At 32.9% G+C, this 20,393-nt stretch carries 18 protein-coding genes; 5 read left to right on the top strand and 13 right to left on the bottom strand.

Annotated elements, in window-relative coordinates:
- The 7 genes from pth to purR all read right to left on the bottom strand — a co-directional run bounded on the left by pth (position 1) and on the right by purR (position 7,153).
- Positions 1 to 573 carry an aminoacyl-tRNA hydrolase gene (gene pth / locus BN2390_RS02440; protein ID WP_053982761.1) on the bottom strand — a complete coding sequence of 191 codons (573 nt, stop codon included), beginning with the start codon at positions 571 to 573 and terminating at the stop codon, positions 1 to 3.
- A 119-nt stretch (positions 574 to 692) separates the two neighbouring features.
- On the bottom strand, positions 693 to 1,649 hold the full coding sequence (locus BN2390_RS02445; RefSeq protein ID WP_053982762.1) for a ribose-phosphate diphosphokinase: 957 nt from the start codon (positions 1,647 to 1,649) through the stop codon (positions 693 to 695).
- Positions 1,650 to 1,763: 114 nt separating this feature from the next.
- Entirely contained in the window at positions 1,764 to 3,128 is a 1,365-nt protein-coding gene (glmU, locus tag BN2390_RS02450; RefSeq protein WP_082238545.1) for a bifunctional UDP-N-acetylglucosamine diphosphorylase/glucosamine-1-phosphate N-acetyltransferase GlmU, read from the bottom strand.
- A 127-nt stretch (positions 3,129 to 3,255) separates the two neighbouring features.
- On the bottom strand, positions 3,256 to 3,561 hold the full coding sequence (gene spoVG, locus BN2390_RS02455) for a septation regulator SpoVG (protein WP_053982763.1): 306 nt from the start codon (positions 3,559 to 3,561) through the stop codon (positions 3,256 to 3,258).
- Between the two features lie 176 nt (positions 3,562 to 3,737).
- Positions 3,738 to 4,847: a glucose-1-phosphate adenylyltransferase subunit GlgD gene (gene glgD, locus BN2390_RS02460; protein ID WP_053982764.1), complete on the bottom strand. Its 1,110-nt coding sequence runs from the start codon at positions 4,845 to 4,847 to the stop codon at positions 3,738 to 3,740.
- A 10-nt stretch (positions 4,848 to 4,857) separates the two neighbouring features.
- A complete protein-coding gene (locus BN2390_RS02465) occupies positions 4,858 to 6,120 on the bottom strand; it encodes a glucose-1-phosphate adenylyltransferase (protein ID WP_053982765.1) in 1,263 nt (420 codons plus the stop codon).
- A gap of 220 nt (positions 6,121 to 6,340) precedes the next feature.
- Positions 6,341 to 7,153 (bottom strand): pur operon repressor, encoded by an 813-nt coding sequence (gene purR, locus BN2390_RS02470; RefSeq protein WP_053982766.1) that lies wholly within the window; start codon positions 7,151 to 7,153, stop codon positions 6,341 to 6,343.
- Between the two features lie 188 nt (positions 7,154 to 7,341).
- On the opposite strand from purR, the gene murC reads away from it, so the two are divergent.
- The 4 genes from murC to BN2390_RS02490 all read left to right on the top strand — a co-directional run bounded on the left by murC (position 7,342) and on the right by BN2390_RS02490 (position 12,472).
- Positions 7,342 to 8,724 (top strand): UDP-N-acetylmuramate--L-alanine ligase, encoded by a 1,383-nt coding sequence (gene murC / locus BN2390_RS02475; protein ID WP_053982767.1) that lies wholly within the window; start codon positions 7,342 to 7,344, stop codon positions 8,722 to 8,724.
- Between the two features lie 182 nt (positions 8,725 to 8,906).
- Positions 8,907 to 9,977, top strand: coding sequence for a DnaD domain protein (locus tag BN2390_RS02480; RefSeq protein WP_053982768.1), 1,071 nt, complete (start codon positions 8,907 to 8,909; stop codon positions 9,975 to 9,977).
- A gap of 3 nt (positions 9,978 to 9,980) precedes the next feature.
- On the top strand, positions 9,981 to 11,033 hold the full coding sequence (locus BN2390_RS02485) for an ATP-binding protein (protein ID WP_053982769.1): 1,053 nt from the start codon (positions 9,981 to 9,983) through the stop codon (positions 11,031 to 11,033).
- Between the two features lie 110 nt (positions 11,034 to 11,143).
- Positions 11,144 to 12,472 (top strand): aminotransferase-like domain-containing protein, encoded by a 1,329-nt coding sequence (locus tag BN2390_RS02490; RefSeq protein WP_053982770.1) that lies wholly within the window; start codon positions 11,144 to 11,146, stop codon positions 12,470 to 12,472.
- Between the two features lie 70 nt (positions 12,473 to 12,542).
- Here BN2390_RS02490 and cwlD read toward each other — a convergent pair whose 3' ends face one another.
- The 4 genes from cwlD to BN2390_RS02510 form a co-directional block, all read right to left on the bottom strand.
- The gene (cwlD, locus tag BN2390_RS02495) at positions 12,543 to 13,256 is read right to left on the bottom strand and encodes an N-acetylmuramoyl-L-alanine amidase CwlD (protein ID WP_242847637.1); all 714 of its coding nucleotides are present in this window, start codon (positions 13,254 to 13,256) and stop codon (positions 12,543 to 12,545) included.
- A 77-nt stretch (positions 13,257 to 13,333) separates the two neighbouring features.
- Positions 13,334 to 14,506, bottom strand: coding sequence for an MFS transporter (locus BN2390_RS02500; protein ID WP_053982771.1), 1,173 nt, complete (start codon positions 14,504 to 14,506; stop codon positions 13,334 to 13,336).
- Positions 14,507 to 14,698: 192 nt separating this feature from the next.
- Positions 14,699 to 15,688 (bottom strand): aldo/keto reductase, encoded by a 990-nt coding sequence (locus BN2390_RS02505; protein WP_053982772.1) that lies wholly within the window; start codon positions 15,686 to 15,688, stop codon positions 14,699 to 14,701.
- A gap of 17 nt (positions 15,689 to 15,705) precedes the next feature.
- Entirely contained in the window at positions 15,706 to 17,382 is a 1,677-nt protein-coding gene (locus tag BN2390_RS02510) for a glycosyl hydrolase family 18 protein (protein ID WP_053982773.1), read from the bottom strand.
- 289 nt (positions 17,383 to 17,671) lie between these two features.
- Here BN2390_RS02510 and BN2390_RS02515 point away from each other — a divergent pair, with 289 nt between their 5' ends.
- Positions 17,672 to 18,376, top strand: coding sequence for an adaptor protein MecA (locus BN2390_RS02515; protein ID WP_053982774.1), 705 nt, complete (start codon positions 17,672 to 17,674; stop codon positions 18,374 to 18,376).
- 42 nt (positions 18,377 to 18,418) lie between these two features.
- Here the strand turns inward: BN2390_RS02515 and BN2390_RS02520 are convergent, their stop codons facing one another.
- On the bottom strand, positions 18,419 to 18,631 hold the full coding sequence (locus tag BN2390_RS02520; RefSeq protein WP_053982775.1) for a DUF1858 domain-containing protein: 213 nt from the start codon (positions 18,629 to 18,631) through the stop codon (positions 18,419 to 18,421).
- A gap of 86 nt (positions 18,632 to 18,717) precedes the next feature.
- Positions 18,718 to 20,349, bottom strand: a complete 1,632-nt coding sequence (locus BN2390_RS02525) for a putative manganese-dependent inorganic diphosphatase (RefSeq protein WP_053982776.1) — start codon at positions 20,347 to 20,349, stop codon at positions 18,718 to 18,720.
- Between the last annotated feature and the right edge of the window lie 44 nt (positions 20,350 to 20,393).

The raw sequence follows: 20,393 nt of genomic DNA on the forward strand, positions 1-20,393 counted from the left end.
TCACCGTCTCATTTTACCGTTATAGTTATTCATAGCTGTATCTACATTTTTAACAACCATTGTCTCTACAGCATCACAGACTACTTTTAGTCTTTCATCTAATACCTTTGTATCATCTGGAGTAAACTTGCCTAATACATAGTCTGCTAAATCCCATCCTTTTGGCTTCTCACCTACTCCAATTTTCACTCTTGGAAATACTTCTGAACTTAAATGGGCAATAATACTCTTAATTCCATTATGTCCACCACTACTTCCATTTTTGCGGATACGAATATCTCCTACCCCTAAAGATACATCATCATACATTATAATTATATCTTCATTTTCTAGTTTATACCAACTTTTACACGCTGAAATAGATTCTCCACTCAAATTCATATAAGTTTGTGGCTTCATTAATATAACTTTCTCTCCACCTATCGTACCTTCTCCTACAAGTGCTTTAAATTTACTTCTATTAACACTAATGTTATATTTATCAGCTAATCTATCTATTGCTATAAATCCTATGTTATGTCTTGTAGTCTCATATTGCATGCCAGGATTTCCTAGTCCTACGATTAATTTCATTTTGTTCCTCCAATTTTATTGCTTATGTATAGCATTGTATTGTTGTACTTTATATTATACATTTTTATAGATATAACAAAAAGGGTTTAGATAAAAATCTAAACCCTTTTAACGCTCTATTAATCAAATAATTTAGAAACTGATAAGTCTTCGTGTATACGTCTAATCGCATCTGCAAAGATTTCTGCTACTGAAATCTCTTTAATTTTTGAGATTTTCTTTTCTTGTGGAAGAACAATAGTATTTAATACTACAAGTTCTTCAATAGATGAAGCTTCAATTCTTTCTAATGCTGGACCTGATAATACACCATGTGTACAACAAGCATAAACTGCTGTTGCACCTCTTTCTTTTAATGCATTTGCTGCATTACAAATTGTACCTGCTGTATCAATCATATCGTCAACTAAGATAACTCTTTTACCATTTACTTCACCAATGATATTCATAATTTCTGATACATTAGCTTTTGGTCTTCTTTTATCGATAATTGCGATAGGAATATCTAATTTTGTAGCAAATCCTCTAACACGACCTACACTTCCTAAGTCTGGTGAAACAGCTACTACATCTTCTGTATTGTCGCCTAATTTATCTGTATAGTATTTTGTAAGTAAAGGCATACCTACTAAATGATCTAAAGGAATATTAAAGAATCCTTGAATTTGTGAGCAGTGAAGGTCCATTGTAAGAACTCTATCAGCACCTGCTGTTTGAAGAATATCTGCAACAAGTTTTGAACTAATTGGATCTCTCGCTCTAGTTTTTCTATCTTGTCTTGCATATCCATAATATGGAATAACTGCTGTAATACGGCCTGCTGATGCACGTTTCATCGCATCAATCATAATAAGTAATTCCATAAGATGTTCATTGGCAGGTGTTGATGTAGGTTGAATAATAAATACATCAGTACCACGTACCTTCTCATCAATTTTTACGGAAACTTCTCCATCACTAAATCTTAAAACCTCAGATTTACCTAATGTTACACCAAGACACTTAGCAATTTCTTCAGCTAATGCTGGATGGGCGTTGCAGGTAAACACTTTGATATCAGCATAATTTCTAATCATTTGATTAAGTCCTCCTTAAGAATCTACGTCCACTAAATCGACAACATTATACCATATTGAGGATAAATTGCAACTTATATGAACGTTTTTATACACATTTAGCAAATATTTCGGTTAATTTTGGCGTTTTTTTGTAACCCATTCTTCCTTATTTTCTTGACGCGCACGAGCTATGCCTAAGCTATCTTTTGGAACTGTCTTTGTGATAGTAGAACCCGCTGCCGTATATGCGCCTTCTTCAACTGTTACTGGTGCCACTAAATTTGTATTACATCCTATAAAAGCATTGTCTTTAATTGTTGTACGATGTTTCTTTTGCCCATCATAGTTAACAACAACTGTACCACACCCAAAGTTTACTCCACTTCCTACATCTGCATCTCCAATGTATGTTAAGTGAGATACTTTTGTCCCTTTACCTATTGAAGCATTTTTAATTTCAACAAAGTCTCCAATTTTTACTTTTTCACCGATTGTACTATTTGGTCTAATATATGCAAATGGTCCAATATGTGCATTCTTCTTTACTTTACTATCTGTTAATACACTAGATTCAATACATACCTCATCTTCAATAACACAATTTTTAATTTTTGTATTAAATCCAATAACACAATTTTCACCAATCGTTGTATTACCTTCAATAATACATCCAGGTTCTACTATAGTATCCTTTCCAATGACAACAGAGGGATCAATATAAGTATTTTGTGGGTCAATGATAGTTACGCCACTATCCATATGTTTTGTATTGATACGATGTTTCATAATTGCGGTAGCTTCTGCTAATTGCGCACGAGAATTAACACCTAAAATATCATCTGGATTCATAATAGCAATTGCATCTACATTATACCCTTCATGAAGAAGTATCTCTATTGTGTCTGTTAAATAGTACTCATTTTGCACGTTATTATTGGTGATTTTAGAAAGTGCAAATTTTAATAACTTCGCTTCAAAAACGTACATTCCTCCATTAATCTCACAGATACGTTTTTCTTCATCTGTAGCATCTTTTTGTTCTACAATTTTTACAAAGTGTTTGCTTTCATCTCTTACAATACGACCATATCCTGTTGGATTATCTACAATAGCAGAAAGAACTGTAACTGCATTTTTCTTTCTTCTATGGAAAGCAAGCATTTTTTCTATTGTTTCCGCTGTGATAAGAGGTGTATCTCCATAAAGAATCAGTACCTCTCCTTCATCTTCTATAAAATCCATAGCTTGCATTACTGCATGCCCTGTTCCAAGTTGTTCTGTCTGAAGTGCATATTGTACAGTCTCTCCAAATGTAGCCATAACCTCTTCTGCCTTATGTCCTACAACTAAGCATACTTCCTCTGCTCCTGCGTATCTAGCAGCTTCTATCGGATAGTGAACAAGTGGTTGATGAAAAATTTCATGTAAAACTTTTGAAGTATTTGACTTCATTCTTGTTCCTTGTCCTGCTGCTAATATAATAGATTTTGTTTTCACAAACTGCACATCCTCTCGATTAAACTGGTTCTATTTTCTCATTTATTTACGTTTTATGCAAGATGCATAGCACCAAAAAAACACCTCTTAAAAGCCTAGGCTTTTAAGAGGTTTATTTTAGCTTGTCTTAGTATTCTTCTGAAACTGCTACTTCATCACTTACTGCATCATCATCTGAAAGCAATACCATTTCGTATTTTTCAAGTACTGTCTTTTGGATGCGATCACGAGTTTCAGAGTTAATTGGATGAGCGATGTCTCTAAATTCACCATCTAGAGTTTTGCGGCTAGGCATTGCAATAAAGCTGCCCTTATCTCCTTCAATTACTTTGATATCATGAACTACAAATTCATTATCAAAAGTAACAGATACTACCGCTTTCATCTTTCCTTCTTTATTGATTTTTCTTACTCTGATATCTGTAATCTCCATTTAGCAAACCCTCCTGTTTTTAAGTCGAGCCAAGGTGTCCCCATCCTTAAGCTAACCTGTGTATTATATTTTAAATTATATACGATTTTTAAACAATAATCAATATTTTTTTAAAGATTGTATATAAAATGATGTAAAAATTTAGTCTTATTGTAAGTTTTGCACGTCATCAGTCATCAAATAATACTACGTTTAGGGTATACTAATATATCTTCTGGCGTACCAATCAGTCTTTGACCTTCAGAAACATAAATTTGTTTATCTAAAATGACATTTTCAAGCACAGCACCTCTTCCTATGGTGCAACCTTCCATAATAATACTATTTTTAATAACAGCATTCTCTCCTACAAAAACTTTTCTAAATAATACTGACTGCTCTACCGTACCGTTTATGATATCACCACCACTAATAATACTATTAGCAATGTTAGAATGATCATTAAATTTTGCAGGTGGCTCGTCCTTAGCCTTTGTAAAAATATGAGGTGCTGTATTAAATAAGAATTTTCTAACTTCTGGATTTAAGAAATCCATATTAGCTTCATAAAATGCAGGAATATCTTTAATGGTTTTCCAATATCCATCAAACATATATCCATATATTTTAAGTTTACGTCTATAGCGGATTAGGATATCGCTTACAAAATTATATCTTGCTTCACTTTCTAATTCTTCTAAAAGGTGAATAAGTAGTTCTCGACCAATTACATAAACGCCTAGTGAGACTGTGTCACCTTGAGGCTCTAATGGTTTTTCCTCTAAATCTACCATTCTTAATTCTTCATCTAATTTAACTACTCCATAATCCCTTACATCTTCACCTTGCATGTTTTTACACATGATAGTAATATCGGCATTTTTTTCAATATGGTATTGGATCAATTTATCATAATCCATCTTAGTAACTTGTTCACCAGATACAATCACTACATAAGGTTCATTACTCTTTTTTAAGAAATCCACATTTTGATAAATTGCATCTGCTGTTCCCCTATAGCTAAATGTTTCTGCACTAATCATATGTGGTGTAAAAAGGAATAATCCTGTCTTTTTACGACCAAATCCCCACCATTTTGATGATGAAATGTGGTCTGTTAATGATCTTGTATTATGCTGTGAAATAACAGCTACCTTTTTAATTCCTGAGTTACTTAGATTACTTAAAGCAAAGTCTATTGCTCTATATGATCCACCTACCGGTATTGCTGCAACATTACGTTGCATTGTTAATGCACCAAGTGCATTTCTTTTTCCCCCTGCCAATACAATTCCTACCGCTTTCATAATATCCCCCCTACAAAACTAGTGAACGGCCGCTTTCAAGCTTACCGTTTTGATAATCTTCTTTTTTTGTGTCTCCACTAATCTCACAATTTTTCCCTACTACTACATTATCAGGAATCGTTGTATATGCACCTATTGCAGTAATTCCACTATAATAAATATGTGATTTCGTTTCATGTGGGATATTTTCCCCTTGACCTATATATGTATTTTCCCCTATATCACATTTTTCTGATACTATGCATCGTTCAATAACTGCACCTGATCTTACCACTGTATCTTGCATAATAATAGAATTTGCTACCATTGCTCCTTCTTCTATAATAACTCTAGGTCCTATAACTGAATTATAAACTTTCCCCTTGATTTCACACCCTTCAGATAGAAGTGCCTTTTCTACAATGGCTGTGTCACTAATAAATTGAGGTGGTTGATGTTCAATATTAGTATAAATTTTCCAGAACTCATCGTATAAATTAAATTCAGGCAATGTATTTGTAAGTTCCATATTTGCTTGCCAATATGCATCAATTGTTCCAATATCTTTCCAATAATCTTTAAATCTGTAAGCAAATAATTTCTTTTCTTCCCCTATTAACATTGGAATAATATGCTTTCCAAAGTCACTATCTTCATGTTGCTCATGATCCCTTATAAGAGCTTGTCTCAATTCCTTCCATGTAAAAATGTAAATTCCCATAGATGCTAAATTACTTTTCGGTACAGGTGGTTTTTCTTCAAACTCTATAATCTGACCTTCTTCATTTGTGTTCATGATTCCAAACTGCTTAGCATCTTCATAACTTACTTCCATTACTGCAATCGTTGCATCAGCATGATTTTCTTTATGGAAGTCGAGCATCTTACTATAATCCATCTTATATACGTGGTCCCCTGATAAAATAAGTACATATTCTGGATTATAACTATCTATGAAGCGGATATTTTGATAGATAGCATTAGCTGTTCCTGAGTACCATTCCCCTTGATTACCTTTTACAAAAGGTGATAGCATAGTCACCCCTTCATTTGTTCTGTCTAAATCCCAAGGTGTTCCTATACCAATATGTTTCGTTAAGATAAGTGGCTCATATTGAGTTAGAACCCCTACAGTGTATACCCCTGAGTTAATACAATTACTTAATGGAAAATCGATAATTCGATATTTACCACCGAACATTACAGCAGGTTTTGCAATTTCTTTAGTTAGAATTCCAAGTCTACTTCCTTGTCCACCTGCTAATAACATGGCCATCATCTCTGGCTGATTCATGCGCACCCCTCCACAGCTTGACTAATATATTTTTTATTTTTTAAATAAATCATAATTAAATATACCATTTAAGTATAATTTTTTCAAGTTTTTAACATTTTTATCTAAAAATATTTTTTTTGGCTTCCTGTGGGATTTATATATGTATCTTTTTTAATAAGCATTCGTATACTATAAAGAAATCATTTAAACAAAAATAAGAGCTAATTTTCATTAGCTCTTATTCAAACGCACTATAGATATTAATTTTTTTATTTATAGTATCCACGGTATCTAGCCATACTAAAGTTTTAAAATCATCAATTAATTTACGTTCAGGTTCTTTAGTAGCCATAAGCACACCTACACCTACAAGTTCTGCTTGGAATTCTTGCATAAGATCTAATATACCTTTAGCTGTTCCTCCAGCTTTCATAAAGTCATCAATGAAAAGTACTTTAGAACCTTTTTTTATAGCGCGTGTAGGCAAGCACATTGTTTTAATACGGTTATTACTACCAGTAATATAGTTCATGTAGATAACTGTTCCGTCTGTTAATTTACTTTGGTTTCTTACTACTACCATTGGTTTATTAAGGGCACGTGCAGTCATAAGCGCAATAGGTATACCTTTTGTTTCTACAGTTACTACATAATCTATTTCTTGCCCATTAAACATGCTAGCTAATGCAGCTCCTATTTTTTTAGAAAGTTGAGGGGAGTATAACAAATCATTTGTATAAATATAGCCACTAGGAATCATTCTATCTGGTTGGTCAATAATAGAACAAAGTTCTTTTGTAAAATCTTTAATTTGTTCGTCATTCATTAAAGGATTATAATAGACGCCTCCTGCTGCACCTGAAACTGTTTCAATATTACCCAATCCATAATTTTGAAATAGCTCTCGTATTGTATCTATATCCTCACTAATGGTTGACTTGGCACAATCAAATACATCACAAAAGTGTGTTAACGTAAATATTTGATTCGGATTATCTGTTAATATACTAGATATGATACCGATTCTACCGTTTTTCTGTACTTTTTTCATCACCCTTTAATTCCTTTCTCATTTTGAATAGCTTTATTATACATCAAAAACCGAATATTTCAATAAATTTAAACCAAAACATTCGAATTATATTTAAAAAGCTTTTATAATTAATGATGCACGTAAAGGATTGCTTATAGTATAATACAATTATAGAAACAATTAATAAAGATTGGAAGGATAATTACATGATTGATTTTAATACAATTTCAAATAAACATCATATTCATTTTATTGGTATCGGTGGCATTAGTATGAGCGGCCTTGCTGAAATTATGCACGATAGAGGGAATAAAGTAACTGGTTCTGATATGAAGTCTTCTCCCGTTACTAAACATCTGGAGTCTTTAGGTGTTGAAGTATTCCCATCTCACAGTGCTTCAAACATCACACCTGATATCGACCTAGTTGTTTATACTGCTGCTGTTCATGATGATAACCCTGAATTAATGGCTGCACGCGCTCATAATATTCCCGTTCTAGTACGTGCAGAATTTTTAGGTAGTCTTATGAAATCTTATGATTATCCAATCTGTGTATCTGGTACACATGGTAAAACAACTACTACTTCTATGCTTTCAGAAGTACTTATTAGTTCAGGTCTTAACCCTACTATAACAGTTGGTGGAATCTTAAAATCTATTGATGGAAATATCCGCTTAGGTGGAAGTGAATATTTTATCACTGAAGCCTGTGAATACTGCGATAGTTTCCTAAACTTCTTCCCAAAGATAGGTATTATCCTTAATGTAGAAGAAGACCATATGGATTACTTCAAAGATATTAACCAAATTCGTGACTCCTTCAAAAAATTTGGTACTTTAATTCCATGGGATGGTTTCTTAGCTATTAATGGACATATTGATCACGTACAATATATTATTGATAATATGACTTGTAAAGTTGAAACCTTTGGCCTAGAAAATCATTTTGATTGGTATGCTGAAAATATTACAATGGATGCAAATGCATGTCCTGCCTTTGATGTTTATTATAAAGAAAAATATCAAGGACGTATCCACCTTCGTGTACCTGGTATGCACAATGTCCTTAACTGTCTTTCAGTATGTGCTGTTTGTCACTTCTTAAATATTAATATTGATCAAATTAATTTAGGATTAACACTCTTTACTGGACCAGATCAACGTTTTGAAATTAAAGGACGTATCCATGATATTACAATAGTCGACGATTACGCACATCATCCAACAGAAATTGCTGCAACCCTTAAAGTAGCTAAGGCTTATCCACACAAACGTTTATTTGTAGTATTCCAACCTCATACTTATACACGTACAAAAGCCTTTTTAGATGAGTTTGCTGAAGCACTTTCAAACACAGATTTTCTTATTGTTACAGATATCTATGCTGCGAGGGAAAAAAATCCTGGGGATATTCATGCACAAGATATCGTCAAAAAAATCCACAATCCTAATACGAATGCAGTTTACTTGTCAGATTTTAGCGAAATCGCAGATTATTTGCTAGAACATTGTCTACCAGGTGATTTAATCATTACTATGGGTGCTGGAAATGTTAATCAAGTAGCAGATATCTTATTAGGAAAATAGTTATCCACATTATCCACAGGCACCTGTTTATAACTCATGTGAATAATATAATAACTTATTAACAGCTTATCCTCAAAATCCCCTTTTTATTAAGGGGATTTTGTTTTTTGCCACATACTATTTTTTATTTTTTGTGCTATAATACTAACACGATAGTATTTAGATTAAAGGAGGCGCTTGCTTTGGCATATGTAAAATTTATTTCAAATCCCCCAACATCCATTAGCATTCCATATTGGTTTATTACAGATTATATGCCTCAAGCATTAGGTGGCTATGTTAAAGTTTATCTTTATATTTTTGCACTTTATCATGATCCTTCTATAGAGGGTATATCTCTTGAAGACTCTGCTAAAGTGCTAAATATGCTTTGTTCTGAACTCACTACAGCTTTAGAATATTGGAATACTCACGGAGTACTTCAATTTAAAATGCTCTCAGATGAAGACTTTGAACTTACCTTTGAATTAGACAAGCCTACTAGTGCTCCTACAGTAGGACGTACTGCCTCTGTAGAAACAAAAACTCAACGTACCTTTATTCAACAAACAAGACCTCATTATACTTCTGATGAACTTACTCTATATTGTAAAGAGCATACTTCTATTGCTAACTTATTCACTGTATGCGAAAAATATCTAGGACGTCTTCTTTCTTCAACAGACCAACAAGTTTTATATGGTTTATATGATTGGCTTAATTTACCACTAGATCTTATAGAATATCTCGTTCAATATTGTGCTTCAAATAATCATACCCATATTCGTTATATTGAAAAAGTTGCCTTAGGTTGGGTTGACCAAGGTATTAAAACAGTTGAAGACGCTAAAGCTCAAGCTTCTATTACAAAAAAATATCGTACGATTTTAAAAGCTTTAGGTATGACAGGTGAAACTATTACGAAACATCAGAAAGAACTCATAGATAAATGGCTTAATGATTATGCCTTCGACATAGGGGTAATACTAGAAGCATGCAATAGAACAGTTACTTATTCCTCTTCTCCTAGCTTAAATTATTTAGGTTCTATTTTAGATAAATGGAAAGAAAAAGGTATTCACACCTTGGAAGAAGTTGCAACCCTTGATCAAAACCATTCTAAGGAACAAGAAGCTGCTAAGTCAAAAGGAAATAAAACTGCTAAAAGTAAAAACCCTCACTTTACAACAACTTATTCACATAATTGGGACTTAGATGAACTTGAAAAACGTGAACGCCAATTTTTAGAGCAAAAGATTTATGGAGGAAATTAATAGATGACTACTAAAGAACTTCAGTATAAATTACTGTTGAAACAATACGATCAGAAACGTACACGTGCTGCAGAAGCTAAACGTAATCGTGAAGAGGAAATTTATAAAAAAATCCCTGATATTGAAAGAATAGATCAATCTCTTAATAAATTAGGAATTAGTCTTGTCAAAAGTGCTCTTAATGCTTCCCCTGATGAATTTATTGAAAATTATCGTCACAAAAATGAAGAATTACGTCGTCTAAAAAAACAACTTTTAGTTGAATATGGTTATCCTGTTGATTACTTAGATATGCACCATGACTGTCCTGTATGTAAAGATACAGGCTTTATTAGTGATGTTAGTCATAGGGATAGCATTGCTAATGAATATGCACATCATCAACCTTGTAAATGTTTCAAACAAGCTCTTATTAATCTCTCTTATGATCAATCTAATTTAAAATCTATTGGTGCTGATCAAAGTTTTTCTAACTTTAATTTTAATTATTATTCTGATCAAGTAGATAAAGAGTATAATAAATCTCCTAGAAAAAATATGGAGCTTATTTATCAAGAATGCATCAACTTTGTAGAGCAATTTGCCTATAAGAAAAATAATATGCTATTGCATGGTCCTACTGGCCTTGGAAAAACATTCTTGTGTAATTGTATTGCCAAGGAACTTCTTAACCAAGGATACAGTGTTCTCTATTTAAGTGCTCAAGAACTCTTTAAATTATTTGAAGAATCTCGCTTCCACCGTGAAGATATGGAGGAAGATGAAAAGAATAATTTAGATATTCTACTCACTGTAGATCTTCTTATTATTGACGACTTCGCCACTGAAGCTACTAATAGTTTTACAGGTCCTGATTTATTCCATGTTATTAATACAAGAGCACTTAATAAAACTTCTACTATTATTTCTACTAACTTACCACTTAGTGACTGGCGTAGCCTATATTCTGAACGTATTATTTCTCGTATTTTTGGTGAATATAGTATTCTTAGATTCTTCGGAGAAGATATTCGTCTTTTAAAAAAATGGAACCAAAAAGCTGCAACCCGCAAATAACTGGGTATGCAGCTTTTTGATTTTGTCTTGTTATGGATATTTTTCTTAGCTTGTTAATATACTTTATAAAGCTTGATTTTTTATAAAATATTCATTCCAAGGAGGCTCTTATGTTTTGCACCATTCATTTATCAAAATCTGATCCAACTCCTTTATATATTCAACTTGCCAATTCTTTGGCTCATCTCATTAAAATAGGTGAGCTCCCTAATCACACTAAACTACCTACTATTAGGACCCTTTCAAAAAAACTTAATATAAATAGGGATACTGTTGTAAATGCCTACAAACTATTAGAAAACCAAGGCTTAGTAACTGCTTATGTTGGAAGTGGTACCTATGTTTCTTCTTCCCAAGTTAGTCAACCATCTGAATCTCAAGAAACCATATCTTGTAGTAGTCTATTTTTTAATAAAAGCTATTTTCCACCTTCACTTATTAATGAACTTGCTAATGAAATGATTGCTGCTGAAGGTTGGAATGTCTTCTCTGACCCACTTTATCGAGGACATACTTTATTAAAACAAAGTATTAGCGAATTCTTCAAATCAGTAGGACTTCTTTCTAATCCTAGTCAAATTCGCTATACAAAAGATTTCTTAAGCTTTCTAGTTGACCTACTCAAGATCCATCCTAACTCTACAATAGGTATCGAGGCCTATCACGATTTAAGCTACAGCTCTTTCTTGCGCTCGTTAGGCTTTAAAGTGATCGAGCTTCCTCTTACTCAAAATGGATTAGACCTTGATCATTTAGAAAAAGTATTACAAACAGAACATATTTCGTTTATATGGGTATCTACATATGTTCAGAATCCCACAGGTATTTCTTATGCATTAGAAAACAAAAAACGTTTACTTGAACTAGCTGAACATCATCAATTTTATATTATAGAAGATGGCACCCTCTCTGATTTTGCTTATACTGAAACCTCTCTTATGCCACTTTATAGCTTAGATCATAACAATCATGTCATTTATATTTATCATTTTTCTAAGCTTTATTTACCAACTTTACAGTATAGCTTTATCGCTTTGCCTCCAGCACTGTCCAAGAAATTTAATGAACCTATGCAGTCTACTTTTAATGAACGCTTTTTACAGTATTACTTAGATTCTTCTATTTTTTCTTCTATTCGCCAAGAAATTATAGAACATAATTACAAATACTTTAAAGTGATTATGCCTATTTTAAAAGAATTGAAAGATACTATTAACTTATATTCCGAACATGGTAGTCTATTCTTCTGGTTTAAACCTCAGGCTATATCCTCATCTGCTATGGAAAAATATTTACTACAGCAACATATCATCTTAGCTCCTGGTGAACTTTTTACTATGAAATCTAAATGTTCTTATTCTCGACTTTCTCTTGCTCATCTTAATGATACAACACTCCCTTTAGTTATTGATGCCTTACAAGGTATGGTAACATTATAAGATTTATAGAAATAGCTCTCCAATGTTATATTTATAAACATTGGAGAGCTATTTCTATTTGGTATGTATTCTACTGAGCATCTAGTGCCTCAAAATATTCTACTATGCCAGCATAAATCGACCATGCTATTTTATCTTGGTAACTATTACTTGCAAGTTTTGCCTCTTCTTCTAGATTAGTCAAAAAGCCACATTCTACAATTACTCCTGGCATTTGGCTAATCTTAAGAATATAGTAGTCCTTACTACTTTTTATCTTACGCTTATTCTCAGGATCGGCATATGCTTTAATGCTATTTTGTACACAGTTAGCTAATAATTTTGCCTTATCAGAGTCTTGATAATAAAATACTTGAGCGCCTTTTACTTGTGGCTGTGTAAATGCATTTTGATGAATACTTACTAAAATATCTGCGTCACTTTCTTGAATAACCTGTTTACGATAATTCATATCTCTTCTTTTATGTGTATTTCCTTTTTCTCCTTGTAACTTCTCATCATCTACCCTTGTCATAATAACTGTAGCGCCTGATTGTTCCAAGTAACTCTTTAATTTAAATGCTATAGCTAGATTAATCTCATCTTCTTTTGTTCCACTTGCTCCTGCCTTACCAGGATCGAACCCTCCATGTCCTGCATCAATGACAACTACTTTAGAAGCTGTAGATAAGCTAAAAGTTTCAAAAGACCCATTAGCAAACTTCAAGTAAGTGCAAAATGCAATCAAGCAAGCTAAACCTAATACTAGCATATTTAGACTATTTTTTTTGATGATACGCCCCATGTTCTTTCCTCTCTTTTCTTACTTGTACTAGTTCTACTTTTATTGTATTAGAGAGGTTAAGAAAAAATGCCATTATCTTATTGTGTTGTCCTTTTCTCTTTCAATAAATTAGGAATAAAGGTAACCGCTGTTAAAATGATTAGTCCTATCATCACAAATGTCACTTGCGTCATATTAAAATATTCCAATATATATCCACCACATAAACTAGATAAAATCTGAGCAATCCCGCCTGTTCCAGCTACCAATACGCCCATAGCTGTAGCTTTTAAATAAGGTGCAATAACTTTATTTACATAGGATAATGCCATAACTGTATAAATAGCATAAGTAGCCCCCATAATGACTCTCCCTATTATGAATAAAACTAAATTATTAACCATAAAAATACATATGCTACCAACACCTAGCGAAATCACTGCCCATATGTATATATACTCTAAGCTACGCTTCATTAACATTTTCCCAACTAATGCAAATGTAGCTGCCTCTACAATTCCACATATAAACATTACATAGCCATAATAAACACTATTCCCACCTACTTCTTGCATCATAATTGGTCCAAAAGTGTTGACCATTTTAATCCCCACATTAAGGAAAAATGCACTCACCATAAAGCACATGTATGTTTTATTAGTTACTAAATGGTTAATAGTTCCTTTAAGAGGTATTTTCTTAGCTTCTTGCTTATATTCATCATTAATATCTTCTAAAGTAACAAGCAAGATTCCTGCAAGACTCATCAGCAAGGCATTAAAATAAAACACCTTATCATATCCTAAATAACCTATAACAAGTCCCATCACAATAGATGCAATCCCTGCTCCTATTGATCCTATCCCCCTTGTATTTTCATAATCTACTTCTGGATGTTTGTTTCTTATAGATACAATCCAGCCATCAAGTAAAACTGGAAGTTGTCTAGTGGTTGCTGCATGAATAACTACAAATAATCCTAATAGAAATAGAATAGATGCAACACTCGGTATACATACAGCTAAAATAAGTACACATCCTATACTTAGCAAGACTGATTTCTTATAAGAAAGATAGTGATCCGTAATATATCCTAATATTGGTTGATAAATAAAACTTACAATAGCAATACAAGCCTGTATAATACCACATTCAAATTTTGAATAGCCTTGTTCACTTAAAAATAAAATAAAAAAATTAAAATAGGATGCATATGCAGCCATTAAAAAGAATTGAACACTCGCTAGTTTTACATTTATTTTCTTATTCATGATGCTCCTCACTTTGTTTTATAATTACTTCATTTGCATCTTCTATTATACTCATTTATTGGTATGTTAAAATATCTCTACCACTACTTTTATGTCTATTCTTTAGTTAAATTCCTATACTATATATTTTCATATCAAATATATAGCTAAAGGGTACTGTCTAATTTTCTAGTCCAGTACCCTTTAGTTTTTCTATATTAACTTATTTAAAATACGCTCAATTATTGTAAGTTCTTCTTCTGTGAACTCTAAATTGTCTAGAGCTTTAACATTTTCCTCAATTTGCTCCTTAGAGCTTGCTCCAATAAGTGTAGATGTGACACCACCTTCTCTAAGTGTCCATGCTATAGACATTTGCGCCAATGTCTGTCCCCTATGTGCAGCTACTTCATTTAATTGCTGTATTTTATGAAGCACTTCATCTAGTGTTTCTTCACCTTTTAGCACTTCTGAATCTAATGCTCTAGCTCCTTTTAATGTTTCTTCATCTAATCCCTTGCTTGTTAATAATCCTTGTTCTAATGAACCAAATGCAATAGCTCCCATTCCTTCTTTTTTGAATAAATCAATTAATCCATCTTCAACCCGTCTATTAAGCAAAGAATAGGATGGCTGATGAATGAGACATGGTACCCCCATGTTCTTTAGAATAGTTACTGCTTTTTTCGTATCTAAAGCATTATAATTAGAAATCCCTACATATAATGCTTTTCCTTGATGAACGGCAGTTGCCAATGCTCCCATTGTTTCTTCAAGAGGTGTATTGGAATCTCTTCTGTGAGAATAAAAGATATCTACATAATCAAGCCCTAATCTTTTCAAACTTTGATTTAAACTGGATAGCAAATGTTTTCTTGAACCCCAGTCCCCATATGGTCCTTTCCACATAGTATAGCCTGCTTTAGTGGAGATAAGCAGTTCATCTCTATACCCTATTAGCTCCTCTCTTAATATACGTCCTAATGTACATTCTGCTGAGCCAGGTGGATTCCCATAATTATTAGCCAAATCAAAATGATTAATCCCATGATTAAAAGCTGATATAATTACTTCTTTACTATTATCATAGCTATTTGTCTTTCCAAAATTCTTTAATAACCCTAAAGAAATAGCCGGTAACAAAAGACCACTATTACCACACCTTCTATAGATCATCTTCTCATATCTATCATCACTAATCATTTCTAGCCTCCGTTACGTCACTCTTTCATTTGTTTTAACGAATCCCATACATCAGGAGTCTCTAACCCTAATTTCCATCCTGCATAACCTGCTAAATCATATTGATTAATTAAGGTTACACGTTTTAAAACAGTTGATGCATCCTCTATCCATGTCTGATAAACTGTGTCACCTTCTGTTTTTTGTACATAATATTGATCATGTTCATCATCATAGGTTGGATCTACATTCCATTTTCCAATAACGCTTTGAGATGCCCCCATTCCATATGCACTAGAAGTCAACTCACCATTAGTTTCTTGCCAGATACGCGTATAAAACGGTATGCCTAACACTAATTTTTCTTTAGGTACTTCCTGTAAATTCAGTTGTATACCTTCTTCTACCCACTTAAGTCCTGCTACTGGACCTGCTTGTTCTGATCCACCCCAATGTTGATCATAAGCCATTACACAGAAGTAATCTACTACTTCAGCTAACTTATCACGTTGATAGTGCGTTGACCAAGCAGATGGGATATAAACATCTACACTTACACTAAGCCCTTCTTGCTTAGCTTGCACAGATAGCTCTCTCATAAACTGTATCCATTCTACCCCAAAGTCAGCTTGGATATTCTCTATATCTACGTTAATACCATCAAATCCATATTCTCTCGCAGCTTCTAATAATTGATTAATCACATATTGACGTTTAGCTGTACTTGTTAATACCGTTCTAGTAAGTTCAGGTGTTGTAAAGTTATGGCTAATAAGTGCCCATACTTGAAGTCCCTTTGCATGCGCAGTATTCACATATTCCTTAGAACCTCTATCTATAAGATTTCCTTGTTCATCTGCAAACTCAAACCAAGTTGGTGCGATAATATTTGCATTATTAATGTGTCTATATTTAGGTGTAGACCAGTCTCCTGTTCCTCTACTTGTCATTTGATCCCATGCCAATTTAACCTTACCATCTATTGGTTTACTCATTGGAGCTAATGTATATACCTTATTTTGCTTAATTGAAGTCATTTCTCCTAGTTTAACATCACTACTCTGAATATATCCAATCACTCCATTTTCATCACGTACTCTCATATAACCGTCTTCTTCACTATATACAGTAAGTTGATGGCCTTTTTCTACCTTATCTACAATGAGAGCCTTTCTATCTTGATGGGTACGAAGCTCTGATTCTTTCTTTTTAACTGTACCTATCTGCTTTTGTATATTAAGATTTGAGATACATACTAATCTTTCATCTCTCCCTATTTGAATATCAATTCCATACTCTTCTTCTAAATAATCTTCCGGAATATATAATTCATTTTGATAAGTTAAAAATGGTGTTACTAATTCTTTATCTTGCTTATTAACTACCATCTTATTATCATTAGGTTTTATTCTTCTTAACTCCTCTAAATTAGTGATGGTAATAGTTTCCTCATTATAATCATAATAAATTTTCTCATCTATATATTCTCTAGCAAAAGGATATGATACATATAATAATCCATCTTGCTCAATAACTGGTCTTTCTATATCTACTCTCACATCCTCATACACTGCGTTTAACTGTCCTTCTTTAAACTCATTAAAGTATGTAAGAGGATCTACTTGTTCTTTCCCCGGCATCATAATAAAAGTAAATATAGCACCAACTCCTAAAATCATGCACATTAACATCCCTAATAATATTTTTTTCAGCATCATTTTGCCTCCTTCACTCTGATAAGTATAACATACTCTTAAAATATCCTCCTAGCCTGTTTTATAATTTTACCATAGGACTTTTTAATAAAATAATATTTTAGGTATAATGAATCAACTGGCAATAAAAATACTTCAACTATCATATAATACATTAGACACTCTTTATGGTCATTTCAAGAATTGATAGATTTATCCTCTTTACTTTTATTTAGCATTATCTTATACTTATTTATATCTTAAGGTTTATCCTACATTTAATGTGACTGTATGAAAGGATGTGAGTTGTATGAAAATCGAAAAAATTAGCGATACACAAATCCGAGTCACTCTAAATCATTCTGATTTGCAAAATAGAGATATTAAAATAGGCGAACTTGCCTACGGCTCTACAAAGGCACAGGCTCTTTTTAGGGACATGATGGCACAAGCTTATGAAGATTTTGGTTTTGAAGCGGAGAATGTTCCTCTTATGATAGAAGCTGTACCTCTTTCTACTGATAGCATTATGATTGTTGTTACCAAAGTAGAAGATCCTACACAAATAGAACAAAAACTAGAGATTATAGGCGAAAGACCGACTCATCGTACTTTCAAAGATTCTATTGCTAAAAATTTAGCTGAGCTTGAAATGATGGCCTCTTCATCTACCTCTACTACAGCTCCATCTACTAAACAACCTCTTCATCCAACTAAACTTGCTCCTGCTGCACTCATGTATGCATTTAGAAATTTAGATGATGTAAGTGCGGTATCTCATCATATCAATCATCTTTATTTTGGGGAAACTTCTCTTTACAAGTATCAAAACCGCTACTATGTTATTCTTAAAGAAAATAATAACAATAACGGGAATATAGAATTTGTAAAAAGCTTATTAGATGAATTTGGAGAACCAGGTAATTTTAGTGACCTAAATGAGATGTTCTTAAAAGAACACGGCAAAGCTATTATTGAATCTAATGCACTTGATATATTAGCTAATTATTTATAAAAAAGACCTAAAAGTAGTTACTTTTAGGTCTTTCTTTTTATTTTATTCTTCTACTGTTGCAAGGTAATCATTGATTTCTTGGATAAGAACATCTACGTCCATTCCATGAACTGCACATGCATCTTCAATAGATTCCATTTGAGCTGATGGACAGCCTAGGCAGTGCATACCTGCTCTCATAAGAATTGGAATAATTCCTCTATCTACTTGAATAAGTTGACCAATTACCATGTCTTTTGAAACTTGTTTAGCCATTTTTCTATTCTCCTTTTAATGTAAAAAATAATTTTTCTTACTCTTTCATTATAATACAATTGTCCTATTTATCAACTTTAAATGTATTAATTATTTTGACTTGCAGCTGTTAATTGAGGGATGATTTGTTTCTTTCTTGAGTAAACATCTTTTAAGAAAATACTATCGTCACCTTTTGGTAATTCAAATGCACGCTCTACAACCCATTTTTCTGGCCCTACAGCAAATAATTCTGTTCCACCTACAATAACATCAGTTACCATAAGTACAACAAGATCAAGATTTTCTCTTTCTCTTAGTGCTTCCATCTCTGATAAGATTTCATCTCTCATTTTATAAATGCTTTTGAAATCCCCTGTATTAATTTGAGCTACAGCTGTGCTATATTTACCTAATGTAAATGGTTTACGGTCCATTTCTAATAACTCACTTGCTGGAACGCCTTCTAATGATGTACCAGCTGCAATAAGGTCCATACCATACTCTTCTAAGTTTACTTCTGCTATCTTAGCTAAGCGTTTTGCCATTTTTTCATCTGTTGGTGTACAAGTTGGTGATTTAAAAATAAGTGTATCTGATAAAATAGCACTTAACATTAATCCAGCAATTTCTTTTGGTGGCATAATATTATGCTCTTCGTACATTTTAGCTACAATTGTAGATGTACAACCTACTGGCTCTGCTCTTAAATAAACAGGCCCTACTGTATCAATATTAGCAATACGGTGATGATCGATAATCTCACGAATTTCTGCTTGTTCAATACCTTTTGCACTTTGGTCTCTCTCGTTATGGTCCACTAAGATAACTGGTTTCTTTTGAATATCTAAGATATGACGTTTAGAGATAATCCCTTTAACTTTTCCTTCTTCATCAACAATAGGGAAATGTCTATGTGTTGTATTAAGCATAATCTCTTTAACTTCATCAATTGTATCTTCTGTTTGGAAATAGATAAGATCTTGATTTCCAATAAGGTTCTTAACAGAAATACTTTGTGAAATCATTTTTATTGTTTTAAAGAATGAGTATGGTGTACAGATAATTGCACATTCATTTTCTGGTTTTTGTGTAAAGTCAATTTGCTCCATATCTTGGTCAGTGATGATAACACAACCTGCTCCAGAATTAATAGCCATTTGAATAAGTGCTTTATTATTACCTGTAATCACAATATCTACATCATTTAGCTTGTCCTCATCTGTTATAGAAGCTGTAGTATATACATCTCCTTCTACATATGGTTGTGGGTAATCACCATAAATAAGTTTTCCTTCAAGTACTGCTGGAATATTTACAAATGGTGTACGATGATTTTTAAGTACAGAACCATCTGTTAAACCGATATAAGTTTTAGCTATATCAGAAATAGATACAACTCCAGCTAATTTATGATCTGGATAAAGAACAGGAATCATAGGTCTTCTATGCTCTGTCATTACATCCCATGCTTTCTTTACAGAATCCACTACATAGATAGGTGGAATTGCATAGTATTTCATATCACTAACCTGTGGTTTGATATGCTCTATTAAAGTTGGTGCTTCTACATTAAAATGAGTTAATGCATAATTTGTTTCTTTACTTACTTTTCCTAATCTAACTGCTTTTACATTACTATCACCTAATGCACTTTTAAGATGTGCATAAGCAATTGCTGAACATATAGAATCTGTATCGGGATTTCTGTGTCCGAATACATAAGTTTCTTTTCCCATAATTCTCTCCTTAATTTATCACGTACATCTCTACACTGTTGTAC

The sequence above is a fragment of the Niameybacter massiliensis genome (assembly GCF_001282685.1).
Classification (GTDB): domain Bacteria; phylum Bacillota; class Clostridia; order Lachnospirales; family Cellulosilyticaceae; genus Holtiella; species Holtiella tumoricola.

Bases quoted from the DNA above. Each gene is read 5' to 3' on its own strand.
- pth (WP_053982761.1), bottom strand. From the start codon at position 573: ATGAAATTAATCGTAGGACTAGGAAATCCTGGCATGCAATATGAGACT.
- BN2390_RS02445 (WP_053982762.1), bottom strand. From the start codon at position 1,649: ATGATTAGAAATTATGCTGATATCAAAGTGTTTACCTGCAACGCCCAT.
- spoVG (WP_053982763.1), bottom strand. From the start codon at position 3,561: ATGGAGATTACAGATATCAGAGTAAGAAAAATCAATAAAGAAGGAAAG.
- glgD (WP_053982764.1), bottom strand. From the start codon at position 4,847: ATGAAAGCGGTAGGAATTGTATTGGCAGGGGGAAAAAGAAATGCACTT.
- BN2390_RS02465 (WP_053982765.1), bottom strand. From the start codon at position 6,120: ATGAATCAGCCAGAGATGATGGCCATGTTATTAGCAGGTGGACAAGGA.
- purR (WP_053982766.1), bottom strand. From the start codon at position 7,153: ATGAAAAAAGTACAGAAAAACGGTAGAATCGGTATCATATCTAGTATA.
- murC (WP_053982767.1), top strand. From the start codon at position 7,342: ATGATTGATTTTAATACAATTTCAAATAAACATCATATTCATTTTATT.
- BN2390_RS02485 (WP_053982769.1), top strand. From the start codon at position 9,981: ATGACTACTAAAGAACTTCAGTATAAATTACTGTTGAAACAATACGAT.
- BN2390_RS02490 (WP_053982770.1), top strand. From the start codon at position 11,144: ATGTTTTGCACCATTCATTTATCAAAATCTGATCCAACTCCTTTATAT.
- cwlD (WP_242847637.1), bottom strand. From the start codon at position 13,256: ATGGGGCGTATCATCAAAAAAAATAGTCTAAATATGCTAGTATTAGGT.
- BN2390_RS02500 (WP_053982771.1), bottom strand. From the start codon at position 14,506: ATGAATAAGAAAATAAATGTAAAACTAGCGAGTGTTCAATTCTTTTTA.
- BN2390_RS02505 (WP_053982772.1), bottom strand. From the start codon at position 15,688: ATGATTAGTGATGATAGATATGAGAAGATGATCTATAGAAGGTGTGGT.
- BN2390_RS02510 (WP_053982773.1), bottom strand. From the start codon at position 17,382: ATGCTGAAAAAAATATTATTAGGGATGTTAATGTGCATGATTTTAGGA.
- BN2390_RS02515 (WP_053982774.1), top strand. From the start codon at position 17,672: ATGAAAATCGAAAAAATTAGCGATACACAAATCCGAGTCACTCTAAAT.
- BN2390_RS02520 (WP_053982775.1), bottom strand. From the start codon at position 18,631: ATGGCTAAACAAGTTTCAAAAGACATGGTAATTGGTCAACTTATTCAA.
- BN2390_RS02525 (WP_053982776.1), bottom strand. From the start codon at position 20,349: ATGGGAAAAGAAACTTATGTATTCGGACACAGAAATCCCGATACAGAT.